This is a genomic window from Cohnella sp. CFH 77786, assembly GCF_019400745.1.
Classification (GTDB): domain Bacteria; phylum Bacillota; class Bacilli; order Paenibacillales; family Paenibacillaceae; genus Cohnella.
Genome location: NZ_WJIB01000010.1, coordinates 241,747 through 257,845 on the forward strand (window position 1 = coordinate 241,747; position 16,099 = coordinate 257,845).

The window sequence follows — 16,099 nt, forward strand, 5'->3', positions numbered from 1 at the left end:
TTCCGAGGCCAGGCTATGCTATCCTTTTAAGCCGGTCGTGCTGATACCTTCTACGATATACTTCTGGAAAGTGAAGAAAACGATCAGGATCGGCACCAAGGATAACGTGGACATGGCGAACAAGCCCCCCCAATTGTTGACCGAATCGGCATCCAGGAACATTTTGAGCGCAAGCGACACCGGATACATCTCCGGCTTGTTCAAATACAGCAGCGGCGTGATGAAATCGTCCCATCTCCAATAGAACGAGAAGATCGCGGACGTCATGAGCGCCGGATTGATCAGCGGAAGAACGACCTTGAAGAAGATGCCGAACCTGCTGCAGCCGTCGATCTTCGCCGCTTCGTCCAGCTCGTGGGGAATCGTGCGGATGAACTGCATGATCAGGAAGATAAAGAAGGGAAATCCGAAATAGTTGGGCACGATGATCGGCTTGAACGTGGACACCCAGCCCAGACTGGTATACATGATGTACTGCGGGACGGTCGTCACGTCGGTGGGCAGCATCATCGTCATCAAGACGCAGCCAAACCAGAACCCGCGGCCGATAAAAGGAATCCGAGCCAGCGCGTACGCGACCAGGGCGGACGAACAGACCGCTCCGATCGTGGACAGCGTGACCAGAATAAGCGAATTTGTGAAAAAGGTCGCAAACGTCATATTCCCGAACCCTTTCCAGCCGGACGCGTAGTTGCTCCACTCGATGCGGCTCGGAATCAGGGAGTACGCCTGCGCGAAGATTTCCGAATTCGGCTTCAAGGAGCTGGAAATCATCCAGAAAACCGGGTAGAGAACGAGAAGCGCCAGCCCGCCTACGAGCAAATGGTAGAGCGCCGCGCTCGTGAATTTCCGGTTCGCGCTCATCTCAGCTCTCCCCTTTCGACTCGTAGTGAACCCAGAGGGACGAGGTTTTAAAGATCGCCAGCGTAATCAGCCCGATGATCAGCAGAATCACCCAGGCCATCGCGGAAGCATAGCCCATCTCGAAGAACTGGAACGCTCTCCGGTACAAGTACAGGGAATATAGCAGCGTGCTGTCGAGCGGGCCGCCTTCCCCTCTGGAAATGATATACGCCGGCGTAAAGGTGAGGAAGGCCGAGATCGTCTGCATGATCAGGTTAAACAGAATGATCGGACTCAGCAGCGGCAGCGTGATGCTGACGAACCGGCGAAGCGCATTGGCCCCGTCTACGCTGGCCGCTTCTTGATAGGTTGCCGGTATGTTCTTGAGCCCCGCCAGGAAGATCAGCATGGAGGAGCCGAATTGCCAGACCGAGAGCGCGACCAGCGTCCACAGCGCGGTGCCGGGATTGCCGATCCAATTCACGTTCGTCTGAATGCCGATCAAGCCGAGCACCGAGTTCAGCAATCCCTTCTCGCCGAAAATTTGCGACCACATGATCGAAACGGCAACGCTGCCGCCAATCAGCGAGGGCAAATAATAAGCGGACCGGTATAACCGGACGGCCTTGGTTGCCGCGTTCAACATGAGGGCGACCAGGAGCGCGAACGCAAGCCGGAACGGCACGCTGCCGAACACGTAGATGAACGTCACCTGAAGCGATTTGCCGATTTTCGCGTCGTCGTGAAGCATTTTGGAATAGTTGCCGAATCCGATCCAGCGCGGCGGATCCATCAGGTTGTAATCGGTAAAGGAATAATAGAGGGACGAGGCCATCGGATACAACGTGAAGATAAGAAAGCCCAGGACGAACGGAGCGGCGAAAATATAACCGACCAGATGGTCATTCACCTTCCATGCTTGCGGCTTCATGTGGTTCAACTCCCCGCTCATAGGATTTGCATGGGGTAGAAAGAGGACCAGCTCCAGTTGGAACCGGTCCGATCGCGGCTTACTTGGTATTCGCCAACACTTCGTTCGCGCCCTTGCGGAATTTGGCGGCGGCTTCCTCGACCGATATTTTCTTGTAGAGCATTTGTTCGGTCAAATCGCGCAAGATTTGCTTCACCTGCGGGGCGCCGGCCGGGTTCGGCGGGTCCAGCGGACTGCTGTTCTTCTCCACCCAGGCGATATAATCGAAGACTTGCTTCTCTTTGTCGGTGAGCATCGGTCCCAGCGCCTCCTTCACCTTGGACGAAACCGGCACGCCGCGCTCGGCCTTGATCACCTTGTTCGCTTCGATGTTATTGGTCCAATAGTCGATGAATTTGACCGCTTCTTCCTTATTCTTCGAGTTCTCCGAGACGGAGAAGAACATGCTCGGCTTCAGGAACAGTCCCTTGCTCTGATTCGGTCCCGGCATCGGACGAAGCTCGAGCGGACGTTTGGAGGCATCGCTGAGGGCGATGAACTGGTTCGACCAGAGGAACGAGACCGCCGCGTTGCCGAGCGACAACTCGTCGTCCTCCGGCGTGCCTTTCCGCTGCAATTCTTTATCCCACGTCGGCACATAGCCGTTGTCGTACCATTGCAGATAGCGCTTATAGAAATCGATGAACAATTGGTCGTCGGCATACCCGAGCGCGTTTCCTTCCTTGTTGTAGAGCATCTGGCCGAACGTGCGCAGATAATAGCCGAGCATCCCGTCGTGGTCGAGCCCGAAGCCGCCCAACATTTTCCCGCTTGCCTTCAGCTTCGCGGCAATCGCATCCAGATCGTCCCATGTCCAATCCTGCTTCAATTCCGCAATACCGGCTTTTTTGAGCATTTCCATATCGACGCTGGGTCCCATCGCATTGACGCCGAGGTTCATCGCATACAGCTTGCCGTTCAGTTTGCCGGAGTCGAGCGCATTCGGGTTGACATCGGCCACGTTCAGCAGGCCGTTCTTCGTATACGGCGTCAGGTCGAGCAGTTGATTGCGGCTGCCATATTGACTTAAGTACGCATAGTCCATCTGAATGATATCGGGCAGCTGGTTGGCCGCCGCTTGCGGCGCGAGCTTCTTCCAGTAGTCGTTCCAGGAGGCATATTCGGGCTCTATGTTGACATGGGGGTTGTCCTTCTCGTACATTTCGATGACCTTCATGGTGTAGTCGTGGCGGGATTGTCCCCCCCACCAGGTCATGCGCAGCTTGACCGGATCCTTGCCTGCCTCCTTGCTTGCCTCGTTGCTCGCTTGCGCGGTTGACGTTGCCGGTTTCGCCGTGGTTTCGCCGCTGCTCGCGGACGGCTCTGCGGTTCCCTTGCCGCCCCCGTTGCCGCAGCCGGCGATGACACCGGCCATCACCAGAGCTAGAACGGAGACCAATCGCTTCCTCACGCTTAATCCCCCCGTATCCGAATTGAATTGACAGCGTTTACAATTCTGATTATCATTATCCCTCCCGGCCGCGATTGCCGTAATCTAAAAAACCGATGTTTCTCCTCTAATTTTCCGAGTTTTTGGGTCGGGGACCGTTTCTCATGTCGAGACAAAAAAGACCGCTTGCGCGGTTCTGCTTCCTCTATTATACCTACAGCTCACCTAAGGGTTTCGCAGAAACATCATCTCCGGAAGTCACTACAGCGCCCATAGTCGGGGGTTTCGCAGAAATAACGTCTCCGGAAGTCTCTGCAGCGTTGGTAGTTGAGGATTTCGCAAAAATAACGTCTCCGGAAGTCACTACAGCGCTCGTAGTCGGGGGTTTCGCAGAAATAACGTCTCCGGAAGTTACTTCAGCGCTCGTAGTCGGGGATTTCGCAAAAATAACGTCTCCGGAAGTCTCTACAGCGCTCGAAGTCGGGGATTTCGCAAAAATAACGTCTCCGGAAGTCACTACAGCGCCCATAGTCGGGGATTTCGCAAAAATAACGTCTCCGGAAGTCACTACAGCGTTTGTTGTTTGTTGTGGAGGGTTTCGCAGCAAGACGAGCAGAACAAGAACGGGAGCGCCAATACCGAATACGGATCCCCTCTCGCTTCCCCAAAACCACTCTCTGAAAACTTATAATTTCTAACATGTCAAATAAAGCACCGGTGCCTGCAGATCCGCTTCTGCAAGCCCGGTGCAATCTTGTTCCAGCTTAAGCTTCAGAGGCGGCCTTAATTGGACATGCCGTGTTGCGAGCGGGTGTTACGGAAGCCAACCGACGAGGCGCGAATAATCCGAAGCAGAAGAATGCATATTGAAAAGGAAAAGTCACCCATCCAAGGAGGAGATCCCCCCAACATGAGCGAGCAACAGAAAACGAAGCAAGCCGAACATGCGCTGGATGCCCTGCAGCATGCCGTAGACCAAGCGCAATCCCATCCTTCGTCGGACAAAATCGAAGAAGCGGACAACGCCGTCGCCCATGCTGAAATCGCCGTCCGGCAAGCGGAGGATAGCGGCAACGCCGGTGCCCTGTCCCAGCAGCTGAACGAGGAGAAAGAAACGCTTGGCGGATTGAACGGATAAATCCTTCCTTACGCCATGAAATGCCGCAAGCCCGCAAAGCTGTCTTCACAGCCTGCGGGCTTGTTTACGGATGGACCCCGCTCCGGTCGGCCGCCTTCAGCGGTTAAAGCCGTAACTCCTTGGGGGCTCATTATCTTTCCGATCGGAATATTTAAAACATAAGATCGTACGATTGCTTTCGGTGGAAAATCAAGCCCGGTTAATCATTCATGACGTAAATCAAACCGAGTCCGAGGAAGAGACACAACGGGGAATACAGAACGGTGTCCCACTTGGCGAATAACGTTCCTTTCCGTTTCTTGAAGAAGCCGACCCAGCGAAAATCCCCGACGGTTCGGATAAGGAATACGCCGGCCAAGGTCCAGCCTCCGTACGTCAGTAACCAATCGGGAAAAAGCAGCCGCTCGATCGCTTCGCCCAGCTCTAACACGAACCATCCCGACAAAGCCAATGCTCCAGCCACGATGCCTGTCGCAATCTTCGTCGGTAGAAATACCGGTTCCGAACCTGCGCTCGGTATTGCGGCCAACGCTCCTTTTCTCCCGCCTGCCATCCAATACAGATGAATGCCGCTGATCAGAAACAAAATTGCTCCCACGATCCAAGAGATCACGTTTACCATCTCGTACCCCTCCCAAATATGGGACTTCTGCTCGGCCGCCTCGGGAGTCATTCCCGCCTTGCGGAAGAGCTCCCGAGCGTAATTCATTCTCGTTCGCTCTACCGTCTACTGGCTTGCTGCAACGTGATTGTTTTTAGCCTTTCCGTTCCCGCCGCGCCGGGGCTGATCAGGTTCTCCTTTGTCCAATAGCTGATTCGGAACGATGTGCCATCGTTCAAATGAATGCGAAGAAACTCCTTTCCTTCGTCACCCAGTCCGTTTCCCATTTTATAGATTTCGTCGAAGCCGATATACTCCAACGCAAGGTATTCGTCGATGAATTCCTTCGACGCTTCTTCGGAGAAATACGATATCAGATGACCGTCGTTCGTGCTTTCGAAGCTGACTCGGGATACTCTTCCTTTCATGTCGTATACATCCGAAACGGTTTTGGCTTTGGGGTTTCCATTCGCTTGATACAATTTATCGCCGGCGAGAAGCCTGAAGGACCCTTTATAGCCCGCCGCTTCATACACTTTCGTACCGATTGGCAGGAAGGTTGCATCCCCGTTCTGCATTTGATATCCCATGCACGCGTGGCCCGTCAAAGTATAACCGATTTCACCGACTTCCTTGCCCTTAGCGACCTTGGAGGCATCCGGCGAGGGAATCGAAGCTGTTTCTCCGACATGGACGTAGTTGATGTCATTCCACATGAAAGCGTCAATATAGTCAATTTCCGCATCCGGACAATTTTTAACATCGGGAACTTTCGTTTCAACGTCTTTCATTTCAATGTCTTTCGTTTCAACGCTCTTCGATGAACAGGCGGCAACCAGAACCAGCAAGAAGACCATAAGGATCCCTTTAATTCTCATTTCGTTAACCCCTTAATGATTGTACGTAATGATCAGACGTTCCCATTAAGAGAATTGTTGCGCAGATCACCTGGCTGATTGTCGATCAGAACATAAGGATCTGATTCGTGACATCGGAAACGAACGAATAAGACGACGGTTAACGGAACGCCCGCAACGCAAGGAGAGATCCTCGCGGTTGCGGGCGTTTGTTATTCTCGAATTATTCCATTCGATCCGTATGCCACTTATAGCGTTACCCAGAGCAGCGCGGACACCTCTCCGGGAACCGCAGCCCGTCACTCGAGTAATGCTCAGGATTCGTTTCATCGAACAAGTAGCGGTATCGATGATATCGTCGGCGGCTCTAAGAATAGCCTATATTTCAGGCTCCGGCAAAAACGGATTCTTTCGTCTCATCGTTCGCTCATTCCTTCAACGAATTGTACATATGCAGAGTGCCGTCTGGATCGGTATCGAAGCTTGGGCCGTAGTTCTCGTGTTTCTTGAACGAGCTGAGCGTCCAAAATCGGACGCTTTTGCCTTTCGACAGCGCTTGGCTGAAATTCCGGTAAGGTACGGTCGGAATGCCCTTCTTCGCCGCCAAGTCGTCATCGACCCGTTGGAAGGACAACAACGAGGTTCCTCGGGCGTTGCCCGGCGCATTCAGCAGTGCCCGCATGTCCAGCTTGTCGGCATGACTCTCGTACGTGAAATCGGAGAAAACCAGGTACAGATCGGAAGTCGGCGAGCGGCCGTATCCGGTCATCCAAGGTTCGATCTTGTCCATGAAGAAGTTGGCGTAAACGCCCTTTCCCTTCTCTCCGGCTTTGCCTGTCGCATCGACGACGATCATCCGGTGAAGCGTCACGGTCGCAAGCTTGCCCAGCTGGGTCGGTTTTTCGGCCACGTCGGCGAATTGGTGGAACGGAACTTTATCCTTGTCGATGGAAAGGACGAGCTTCGGGCTGGATCGATAGAGATCGTATTCCTGATCCGTGATGGCCTTCGGATCCTTGGGACCCAGGAGCACGCTCTGCTGGTTGTCCCACGCTTGCAGCGTGATTCGCACGATTTCCGACGGGTCCTGCGGAAGGTCCAGGATCTCGGCGATCTTACCATCAGCCATGGAATACACGATAAGCGCAGTGTCGGGTAGAGACAAATACGGTTTCGCGCCTTGAACATCGAAAATATAACGAAGCTTCCCTGTATCGTAGGTCATGAAATCCCTTGTATCGATTCCGAGGTTTCGGATCACGTTTCTCAAACTCGCCTTGATCCGCCCCTTATCGTCGTAGAGGTTCATTCGCGCGAATCGAAACGGAGTTAAACTCGTAATGTTCGTCCCGGTTAACCCGACCTCCCGGAGCTCGTTCAAGTCGCGATACGTCGCGGCTTCCGTCCCTTCCACCGTCTCGTATTTCAGCAGACTGACGATCAACTCCGCCCGGGTTACGAATTCCTTCGGCCGGAAGGTGCCGTCTTGGAACCCCGATACGATGCCCGTGCCTTTCATCAGGGCGATATAAGGGATTTGACCGGACTCGATCCCACCCTTGTATACCTCCGGGGTCGGCAGAAGCGTATTTCGCGTATCGTCGAGAGCCTTGGAGAAATCTGGGTCCGACTTCGCCAAACCGAGGGCAAGCCACTTCATGACCTCAAACCGGGTGATTTTCTCGTCCGGGCGGAATCCTTTGGCGTAATCCCCCGGCAGGATGACGCCTAACGCGGCCAGGTTCCGCACGGCCTCCTTGCTCCAGTGGGTTTCCAACTCGGGAAACACGTTCGGCGGCGCTGCGGAATCGGGCTTCAATTTCGTGATCTTGTTCAGCATGGCCGCCGCTTCCGCTCTGGAGACCGCTTTATTCGGTTGAAAGGAGTTGTCGGGGTACCCGGAAACAATGCCTTTATCCAACGCAGTCAAGATGTACTTCTTCGCCCAATGATTCTGAATATCCGGAAAACCGGCTGCATGGACTTCGTTCTTCGTTAACGCCACAGGGAACAGTAAGGTTAGGCTGATGATGAACGTAATGAACTTTTTCACGGGCTGCCTCCAAGTGGTAAGTTCTTTCCTTTCGTTATTATAGCGGCTAACCCCGAATTCCAACAATTCCTATCACAAGTAAAACGCCTGACGCCGTCCTGACAGGTATACGAGTAAAGGGAACCGAAATACGTTCCGCCAAATAATGAATTCCTGGAAAGATCCTAACGAAAGGATACCTTTGTTGGGATACCGACCGGATAAGGCAGTTTCGTGAAACCGCATGCCGGATTCGCCCCGCCGGTCAACTTTAGAGGGAGAACCTCCCTCTAATCTCGGTGATTTCGAGAATTTGGGATATTTAGAGGGAAAACCTCCCTCTAATCTCGGTGAAATACCTCAATTGAGGGGATATAGCCGGAATTAGAGGGAGGTTTTCCTTCTAATCACTCGCTTATGGGTAATACGCAAAAATAGAGGGCAATTTTCCCTTTCATCGCCTTGACTGCGCGACAGCCGCGTCATCTGAGCACCCGTTCGGAGACTTGCCGGACCTGCCGTACGACGCTCATGCGTGCGACTTCGGGCATGCTCCGAATTCTCTAGGTTTGCTTCGGCGGAGCGGAGTGGGGATGCAGACACCGGAAGACAAGTCACAAAATCCGCTTCGCAAGATGAACAAAGCATCAACGGGAGCGCCAGTGCCGTAAAAACGGCTCCCTTCCCGCTTTCCCAAAACCACTCACTGGAAACCAATAGGCGTGAAACTTATAAATTCTGAATGATGAATCAAAAAACCCGACCGTATTCGATCGGGTTTCCTTCTCTTCGTCAATGGCTAAAATGTCCCGTCATGGTGAATGCGGAGAGCCGGCCGATCAGCCGCTGAGCGGAAACGTACGGAGAGCCGGCATTGATGCGGTTGATGAGCGTGCTCCGGTTTGTGTTCAATCCCTCTTTGCCCGTGAACAGGTATGGAATGTCCGATTGGCGCGCAATCTTGACCAGGGTGCTGTTGTATCGGCCGTGGGGAAAACAAAGCAGGTTGATCCGGTTTCCCAATCTGGCGTCCAGGATGTCGTCCGCTTCGCTCAGGTCTTCGCGTATTCTGGCTTCGTATTCCCCTTCGGTCTCCAGCCGATTCGCAGAGGGATTATAGAGCTTGGCGACCAATGGCGATGTCGGTATCCCATTGACCTTCACATCCTGGTGGGAGCGATAAGAATGGGAATAGAAGCTGAAGCCGGCGCGGTGCATCTCCATGATTTCTTTCCAGTTCAGAATGAGCGGCTGGTGGACGGCTCCGTCCTCAATGTAGCCGACAATGAGAAACACGGTCGCGGTCATGCCCTCCGATTTCAAAATCGGATAGGCGTACTTATATACGGATTCGTAACCGTCATCGAAGGTGATTACGACCGCGTTCGGGGGAACGGGTTTCTTCTTCTCCAGGAAAGCAACGAAATCGTCCATCGAGATGACATGAAAACCATACTCCTTCAACGCCTCCAAGTGGGATCTGAACCGCTGCGGCGTGATGGTAACGGACGATTCGGCGGAATCAAGGTGATGGTAAGTGAGTACGGCGACTTTGTTTTGATAATATATCTTTCCTGTGACAGGATGGAATAGCGGTTTCTCGTCCTGGTCCGACAATCGATCGGTCGAACCGGAATTCCGCCGGGTTGGGCCTGGATTCAGCAGGTGATGCGGGTAGCTTTGATTTCGGTAATGGCTGACTCCGATCAGATAAAGACCGGCCGATACGGCAGCGACAATTAACGTCATGATGACCCTCATATACTTGGTCCTTAGCATCCGGTTGTCCATGAGAATGAACCCCTCTTCGTTCAGCGAATTCGGAAACAATGCATCGTATGACGCGCCCGCTTCGGGCTACACTCTTATTTTATCATCCTACACCAATCGATGCGCAAGCCACTTGTTCCCGCGATACCGCCACAGGAATAGCGCGCCTCGCACGCCCCATTCGAAGTTCATCGCCAGCCACACTCCCATGATGCCGAAACCGAGCACGATGGCGAGCAAATAGGCTAACCCCACCCGGATCAACCACATGGTCAGCATCGACGTGATGGAGGTGAACTTGGCGTCCCCCGCCGCGCGGAGGCCGGCCGGCAGCACGAAGCTGAGCGACCATAGCGGGATTTGCGCGATGGCGTTGATCAGGGTCAACCGGAATAGATCGTCGACGATGTCGGCCGGAGGATGGAACAGGCGGATGAGCGGATGGAACAGCGGCATGAGGATCGCCGTCATGAGAACGAACGACAAGGTCGACAGCCAGAGGAACGAGCGGATGAACTTGCGCGCATCCGCGACATTTCGCGCCCCGATGCATTGGCCTACGACCGTGACGAGCGTCAGCGACAAAGCGGCGCCGGGAATCTGGTAAACCATCGCGATCGTGCCGCCGATCGCATTCGTCGCCATGGCATGAGTCCCCAGGCTAACGATGAATACCTGGGTCAGCATTTTCCCGCCGTTGAAGAACGCCTGCTCCGCCGCGAAAGGCATACCGATCCCCATGATTTTCCGCAGCATCGCCCACGGTACCAGAAACATTTCCCGCAGTCTCAGATGAAGCGAACTCTCCATTTTGAAGAGGTAGTAGAGGGAACAGAAAGCAGCCGCGTAACGGGCGATATTGATCGCGATCGTCATGCCGAGCACGCTCATATCCAGGACATGGATGAAAAGAAAATTGAGCAGCACGTACAGCAGATTCATAATGAGCGAAAGAACGAGCGCCACGCGGGTTTTTCCGATGCCCCGCATCACGCCGCACACCGCCTGCTCGATGCCGATGCCCAAATAAGACAAACCGCTACCGATTAAGTATACTCTCGCATGGTCGAACACGTCATCAGGCGCCGTGCCGAACAGCACATTCAAGGCGGGCACGTGCAGCGCCGCCACCGCAACGCCGATGACCAAGGCCAACAAGGAAACGGCCGCGATCGTCCCGGCGGACGACCTGGACACCATGGAGCGATCCCCGCTTCCCTTATACTGCGCGACGACGACCGTCCCCCCGGTCGCTACGGCAACGAAGACGTTGATCAGGAACACGTTCAGCGAATCGACGGTGCTTACCGCGCTGACCGCCTCCACTCCGGAAGAACTGATCAAAGCGGTATTGACGAGATTAAGACCGATGATGAATGCCTGGTCGATCAGAATGGGCAAAAACAGCGCGATCACTTTCCGGTAGTCCATGGACGCGCCGGACAAGTACCTCTCCAACAAGCCCGTCCCCATACTCTTCGCTTGCAGCTGCCTCAACTCGTCATCACATTCTTTTCCGTATAGTAGGAGCCGTCGATGAGGACATGCGCCAGCATCGGCAGTTTCATTTTACTACACATTTCGCGAAGGGACGACAAAGAGACTGACCCAAATAATGGGGCAGCCTGCGGTGCACAGCCGTCTCTTATTTGATTCTCTGCTGCTCTTCGTCGGAAATAAGGTACGCGTGAACGTCGTAGTGAGGTACTTCAAATTCCCGAAAATATGATCACGATCTGCCTAACTCATTTCTCCAATCATGTATGCGGCAACTCGCGACATGTAATCGATCCTTCATGATAATTTGGCTCGAATATCGTTCGGGAATGCCATTATACCCGTAATATACGCCCGCCAAGCCGCCAGCTATAGCCGCAATCGTATCCGCATCACCGCCCAAATTGGCTGCTTTCTGTACAACTTCTTCGAATGAGTTTGAGGTCATGAGGATATGCAGCACCCACCGGAACGTATGCACGACAAAACCGCTTGGCTCACAGTTCGGCTCTGCGTACAGAGATGATTCATATCCGGTTTGACGAATTTCAGCTTCAATCGCATCCTTTATTGCTTCATTGTGGTTGAGAATTCGAAATGCAATTCGGTTATACGCTTCGCATACCTGACTGCATCGTTCGTCGTAGTGGGTCATCTTCGATTGAATGCGCGAAACTCTTTCCACGTCGCCAAGCTCCGGGTAACATAGCGCAACCGGAAGGCAACGCATAAGAGAACCGTTCCCTGCGCTTTGCCCCAGATCCAAGTCGGCAAGCAGGGCGGCCTCAAACCAGTTGCCGTCAAACTTACCAAGCACATGTCTGATGATATTTCCGACATCTTTGGGCTTGGACTCAAACCATTGCAGAAACCTTCGCCCAATCGCATGCATGGGGTCGTGAGGACTTTCTAAAATACCTTCTGCTACGCATAAGGACGCCGCCGCCTATGATGTCAGTAAGATAACCATGCTTTTCCCTGACCTCGCGGCGTGACATGAACTCCGTCGTACCGCCCAGCGCATCACCCACGGCAACGCCAAACAGACCGCCTTTGATCCGGTTCATCAATTCCACAGAAACTCCCCCAATCCGCAGTACTTCTTGAATTTCCGAAGCACCTCGTTTAAGGACGAGCATCGTCCAAGTTTTATTCCGACGAGCCCTCTTTGTTTAGCAAATCCTCTCTAAGCTGAGTCAACACTTCTCCAAGCCAATTTTTTCCCCGCCACGTCTTTCGATGCCTGCTTCTCGGATCGTCCTCCGCTAATCCGATCCCCCAGATGCAATCCACCGGACTGGCCTCCACCAATGTAGTACCCGCAGTTTGAAGCAGCTTCTGCAGCAACGCTTGGTTTTGCGTGAATTTCGCATAATTCCCCTCGTACACGATCCGTTTGCATTCCGCTTCCCATTTGGCTTGATCAAAACTTTTGACCTTGCGGCCAAGTTTCTTCTGCTCGACCGGAGAGTTTGTCCGTAAAATTTGACTCGCAACGTCTTCATCGCCGAAAAGTTTCGCTTTCTCGTACATCATGTATTGTTCGGCGCACTGAAAGACAATTCCGGCTGCCTCGAAACGCGCCGGATGCCACTGGGAAAAAGGAGATTCCGTCCGCCAGAAAAAAGTAAACTTCTCCATCATTTCCTCCCTATAAATTACCTTAGCCGTAAATGGACAGCTCCGGTGCATAATCCGTGAACCTGTACAACTGTGCCGGCCGTTGGGAGTACCGGTTCGACATCAGGGGCTGTCCATTGCGATCGAGGACTTCCTCCAGGATGCCTTTACGGCTTCGGGTGGACGTAATTTTCCGAATGAAGTTCCGTTCCTCGAAAGTCGGGACAACGGTCCGAATGACCTGGTACAGCTCGCTGATCGTGAATTGTTCGGGCAGAAACTCTTTCGCGATGGCCGTCGTCAACATTTTCCGGCGTATTTGATCCAAGGCGTCTTGAAGGATGATTCGATGATCGAACGCCAGTGCCATCGATAACGCCTCGTCAACGGGAAACAGATGAACCTCCGACGCTTCGTCCGACGTTGTCCGGCCGGCGAGATATCCTTCCTGCACAAGCGCGAAGAAAGCATGTGAAATCATCCAACCGCGAGGGTCCCGGCCCAGGGAGCTGTATACATTGAAATACTCCAAATGGACGTCGGAAACCCCCGTCTCCTCCAGCAACTCTCGCCTGGCGCATGCTTGGACCGTTTCCGTCTCCCTCGTAAACCCGCCCGGCAATGCCCACTGTCCTTCGAACGGCCATTGTTTGCGCCGAATCAGCATCACCCGCAGGGTGCGGTTCGGGAGCGATTTCTTCACGCCCTTCTTCACTTCCGACGTAATGGTAAACACGACGATATCCGTCGGCGCTCCGTCAGGCGTGCGGAATCGGCTCGGAGAGTAATGGCTGTTAGCGTGCTGTTCGTCCATGCTCAATCACCTTGTATTCGAGTTTCCTACAGGTTTCCCAACAACTCGGCGCGGATTTCGCCAAGCGTGTGCTCGCGGACCAACTTCCCGTCCACAAACACCTCTTCGAGCAAATCGGCATCGGCATATTGAGCGTATTGCTCCCGGCTTAGATTATCGATGTAAGTCATCTTGCCGTCTTCTTTGACAACCCGAACCAGTCCGGTTTGCGATTTCTTGAATTTGTTGCTGTCCGTTGCGGGATCCTTGTAAATTTTGCGTTCTTCACCGTTTACGATAGCGAAAGTCGACTTGAGCGCAAACCCGAACGTATCGCGGGTGTTGTACTGGTACGTATAAGAACCGATCCCGTATACCATGTTCGTCGATGCGAACCCTTTGGCCGCGAGCTTCTCGCAAATTTCCCGGCAGCGATCGATCGTGATGGCATCACCGTAGATCGCCCCGATGTGGCTGTCGAGCTGCTTGTATCCGCGCTCGGTTATCGTGCCGCCGAAAATGTCCCACAACAGCTCGATGACCCCCTTGCGCTCAAACTCGTTCTCCGATTCCGGATCCCCGCACACGATTTTCACGGGATCCCCGCTGTCCGGACGAATGACGACCTTGCCGTCTCTGCTCAGGATATCGTCTTTTAATCCCCTGATAACCACATCGAGCACGCTCCACAAATCCCATGTATCCGACACGATCGAGACGAATCCGCTCGGATATACTTCCTTGATCAAGTACCGGTACGAAGCCATTTCATCCCTTCCGTGCGCGCACATGACACTGTGTTCGGTAGCGGGGATCGACGTACCGACCAGCTCGTTCTCCATATTGGCATTGTAATGGTCTTCGAGGTAGAGAATGGCCGGAATCGTATCCGTACCCGTAAACGAAATCAAGTGTGCGGCCCCGCTGCACTTGGCGGCTTCGAGCGAGCTCATGCCCCGCATCGAGAAATCATGCCCTTGGAACGGAACGAACGAGGTGTCGCCATTGGTTTCACGGGCATACGCCTCCAGGATTTTGCGGTACTCGTAAGCCAAGGTGGCGCTGGTTGCAGGCATCCACAGCTGGCACGACATGAGCGTTTCCAAATAGTTCGTCAACCAGAAGAACTCGGGCTTCGTGTTCTCAATGGTCAGCATAGGGACTTTGATCGGGACCAACGTGCCTTCTTTCACCGCTTTGATTCTGATCGGCAGATACCCCAGATCGTGCAGCTGTTCGATATGGGAGGCATCCGGACTCGTCACGCCAAGGGCGTATTGAATGACCCGCTTATATTCGTCCGCTACTTCCTCTTTGGATCTTCCGAAAAAAAGATCGTTAAAATAATCGATTAAATACTCCTTGATAAAAGCCTGAAAACCGAATGCAACGACTTTGTCGATATTCGCAACGCGGCTCGTACGTGCCGTCCAGGTCGAATAAACGAGCTCCGTACCTTTCGGGTACTGGTTTTTGTGGCTAACCTTGTAGAAATCGCAAAGCAACGAGGCGGGATAAACGAATTTGTTTGCCATGTTACATTCCTCCGATTTTGTATATTTGGAATTTATCCGAGTCGGTTTGATCCAGCATCGTGTCCGTAGTAAACACGCGATCCAGTAAGTTCGAATGCGGAATTTTGCCCTGGAAAACGGATTTCTCGCAATGACCGACGAGCAGGTAGACTTCCGAAGCGCCGATCTCCCTTAACCGTTCCGCGCTTAACAGGAAAGTTCCGCCGTAGGAACAGAGATCGTCTACGATAATGACTTTGAAGCCCGGTTTTTCCACGCTGCCGACGATATCCAAATTTTGAATTTGACCGGTTTGAAAGTCCCGTACTTTAAAGCCTACCAGTTGGCGGAACCCTTTGACCTTGCCGTAACGCTTCTGAGCCCCTGCGTCCGGGAAGAACAAGTAGTCCTGATCCGGGTTAAAACCCGTCTCCTGAATCACTTGATCCAGCAGCTCAACCGACGGGTATTTCGCGCGGCTCCCGTGAATTAACGCCATACAAACGTCCGAATGAGGCTCAACAACCGTTACCTCTTCAAAATTCATCGCGTTAATGAAATTCGCCGTATATTTCAGCGTAAATACGGACGAGCCTTCCACCCGATCCATCCGACTATAAGGCATGTAGTAAAGGATAAGAGAAGCTTGGTACCGGTGATCGTCGAGGAAATTCTTCACGAACATCAGCTTGATCAAATCGCCGTCGTTCTCGTATTTCAAGCTAAGTAGATTACTGACTCCCGCAAGCGTCAGTATTTGCTCGCCGTTCACCAACGTTTCGCCATTGGGAAAGTTCCGAAATTCCAGCGGCTGTCCGTTTAATAGAATCAACCCGGTCACGCTCCTCGCTTCGACAGGTTCAGTACCGATTTCAAGTTTCATAACCTCTGTTTGAGATTATCATAATGACATTTATAAAAATCGTCAACCATTTTTTAGGTAAACGACAAAAAATGACCCTTCGTCTCTTGCCAAGAGCGAAGAAGTGAAACTGGGGCGTTTGTTTGCTCGGAAGGGTCTCAAAATAAATACCCGAACCAGTCATAGAAGACCGATTCGGGCATTGGCATAAG

Annotated in this window: 15 protein-coding genes; 1 reads left to right on the forward strand and 14 read right to left on the reverse strand. The window is 53.0% G+C overall.

Annotation, left to right across the window (positions count from 1 at the left end; all coding sequences use genetic code 11):
* Window positions 1–18: 18 nt before the first annotated feature.
* From GE107_RS16550 to GE107_RS16560, 3 genes are all read right to left on the reverse strand, one after another.
* Window positions 19–864: a carbohydrate ABC transporter permease gene (locus GE107_RS16550; protein WP_219641092.1), complete on the reverse strand. Its 846-nt coding sequence runs from the start codon at window positions 862–864 to the stop codon at window positions 19–21.
* A gap of 1 nt (window position 865) precedes the next feature.
* Window positions 866–1,774 carry a carbohydrate ABC transporter permease gene (locus GE107_RS16555; RefSeq protein ID WP_219641093.1) on the reverse strand — a complete coding sequence of 303 codons (909 nt, stop codon included), beginning with the start codon at window positions 1,772–1,774 and terminating at the stop codon, window positions 866–868.
* A gap of 79 nt (window positions 1,775–1,853) precedes the next feature.
* Window positions 1,854–3,224 carry an ABC transporter substrate-binding protein gene (locus GE107_RS16560; RefSeq protein WP_370636441.1) on the reverse strand — a complete coding sequence of 457 codons (1,371 nt, stop codon included), beginning with the start codon at window positions 3,222–3,224 and terminating at the stop codon, window positions 1,854–1,856.
* Window positions 3,225–4,113: 889 nt separating this feature from the next.
* On the opposite strand from GE107_RS16560, the gene GE107_RS16565 reads away from it, so the two are divergent.
* A complete protein-coding gene (locus tag GE107_RS16565) occupies window positions 4,114–4,341 on the forward strand; it encodes a hypothetical protein (RefSeq protein WP_219641094.1) in 228 nt (75 codons plus the stop codon).
* Window positions 4,342–4,540: 199 nt separating this feature from the next.
* Here the strand turns inward: GE107_RS16565 and GE107_RS16570 are convergent, their stop codons facing one another.
* The 11 genes from GE107_RS16570 to GE107_RS16615 form a co-directional block, all read right to left on the reverse strand.
* Entirely contained in the window at window positions 4,541–5,050 is a 510-nt protein-coding gene (locus GE107_RS16570) for a DUF3995 domain-containing protein (RefSeq protein ID WP_255570533.1), read from the reverse strand.
* An 11-nt stretch (window positions 5,051–5,061) separates the two neighbouring features.
* Window positions 5,062–5,820 carry a hypothetical protein gene (locus GE107_RS16575; protein ID WP_219641095.1) on the reverse strand — a complete coding sequence of 253 codons (759 nt, stop codon included), beginning with the start codon at window positions 5,818–5,820 and terminating at the stop codon, window positions 5,062–5,064.
* Window positions 5,821–6,226: 406 nt separating this feature from the next.
* Complete coding sequence (locus GE107_RS16580) at window positions 6,227–7,852, reverse strand: S-layer homology domain-containing protein (RefSeq protein WP_219641096.1); 1,626 nt, start codon at window positions 7,850–7,852, stop codon at window positions 6,227–6,229.
* A 771-nt stretch (window positions 7,853–8,623) separates the two neighbouring features.
* Window positions 8,624–9,622, reverse strand: coding sequence for a polysaccharide deacetylase family protein (locus tag GE107_RS16585; protein ID WP_219641097.1), 999 nt, complete (start codon window positions 9,620–9,622; stop codon window positions 8,624–8,626).
* Between the two features lie 87 nt (window positions 9,623–9,709).
* Window positions 9,710–11,098, reverse strand: coding sequence for an MATE family efflux transporter (locus tag GE107_RS16590; RefSeq protein ID WP_370636442.1), 1,389 nt, complete (start codon window positions 11,096–11,098; stop codon window positions 9,710–9,712).
* 232 nt (window positions 11,099–11,330) lie between these two features.
* A complete protein-coding gene (locus GE107_RS16595; protein WP_370636443.1) occupies window positions 11,331–11,990 on the reverse strand; it encodes an ADP-ribosylglycohydrolase family protein in 660 nt (219 codons plus the stop codon).
* Window positions 11,953–12,237, reverse strand: a complete 285-nt coding sequence (locus GE107_RS27205; RefSeq protein ID WP_370636444.1) for an ADP-ribosylglycohydrolase family protein — start codon at window positions 12,235–12,237, stop codon at window positions 11,953–11,955. Before GE107_RS27205 ends, GE107_RS16595 begins: the two co-directional genes overlap by 38 nt.
* A gap of 10 nt (window positions 12,238–12,247) precedes the next feature.
* A complete protein-coding gene (locus GE107_RS16600; protein ID WP_219641098.1) occupies window positions 12,248–12,739 on the reverse strand; it encodes a riboflavin biosynthesis intermediates N-glycosidase in 492 nt (163 codons plus the stop codon).
* A gap of 22 nt (window positions 12,740–12,761) precedes the next feature.
* Window positions 12,762–13,532: an NUDIX hydrolase gene (locus GE107_RS16605; RefSeq protein ID WP_219641099.1), complete on the reverse strand. Its 771-nt coding sequence runs from the start codon at window positions 13,530–13,532 to the stop codon at window positions 12,762–12,764.
* A gap of 26 nt (window positions 13,533–13,558) precedes the next feature.
* A complete protein-coding gene (locus GE107_RS16610) occupies window positions 13,559–15,046 on the reverse strand; it encodes a nicotinate phosphoribosyltransferase (protein ID WP_219641100.1) in 1,488 nt (495 codons plus the stop codon).
* Between the two features lies 1 nt (window position 15,047).
* Window positions 15,048–15,857, reverse strand: a complete 810-nt coding sequence (locus tag GE107_RS16615; protein ID WP_219641101.1) for a ribose-phosphate diphosphokinase — start codon at window positions 15,855–15,857, stop codon at window positions 15,048–15,050.
* Between the last annotated feature and the right edge of the window lie 242 nt (window positions 15,858–16,099).

Coding starts and splice junctions, on each gene's coding strand:
- GE107_RS16550 (WP_219641092.1), bottom strand. CDS start 864: ATGAGCGCGAACCGGAAATTCACGAGCGCGGCGCTCTACCATTTGCTC.
- GE107_RS16555 (WP_219641093.1), bottom strand. CDS start 1,774: ATGAAGCCGCAAGCATGGAAGGTGAATGACCATCTGGTCGGTTATATT.
- GE107_RS16565 (WP_219641094.1), top strand. CDS start 4,114: ATGAGCGAGCAACAGAAAACGAAGCAAGCCGAACATGCGCTGGATGCC.
- GE107_RS16570 (WP_255570533.1), bottom strand. CDS start 5,050: ATGAATTACGCTCGGGAGCTCTTCCGCAAGGCGGGAATGACTCCCGAG.
- GE107_RS16575 (WP_219641095.1), bottom strand. CDS start 5,820: ATGAGAATTAAAGGGATCCTTATGGTCTTCTTGCTGGTTCTGGTTGCC.
- GE107_RS16585 (WP_219641097.1), bottom strand. CDS start 9,622: ATGGACAACCGGATGCTAAGGACCAAGTATATGAGGGTCATCATGACG.
- GE107_RS16595 (WP_370636443.1), bottom strand. CDS start 11,990: ATGCATGCGATTGGGCGAAGGTTTCTGCAATGGTTTGAGTCCAAGCCC.
- GE107_RS27205 (WP_370636444.1), bottom strand. CDS start 12,237: ATGCTCGTCCTTAAACGAGGTGCTTCGGAAATTCAAGAAGTACTGCGG.
- GE107_RS16600 (WP_219641098.1), bottom strand. CDS start 12,739: ATGGAGAAGTTTACTTTTTTCTGGCGGACGGAATCTCCTTTTTCCCAG.
- GE107_RS16605 (WP_219641099.1), bottom strand. CDS start 13,532: ATGGACGAACAGCACGCTAACAGCCATTACTCTCCGAGCCGATTCCGC.
- GE107_RS16610 (WP_219641100.1), bottom strand. CDS start 15,046: ATGGCAAACAAATTCGTTTATCCCGCCTCGTTGCTTTGCGATTTCTAC.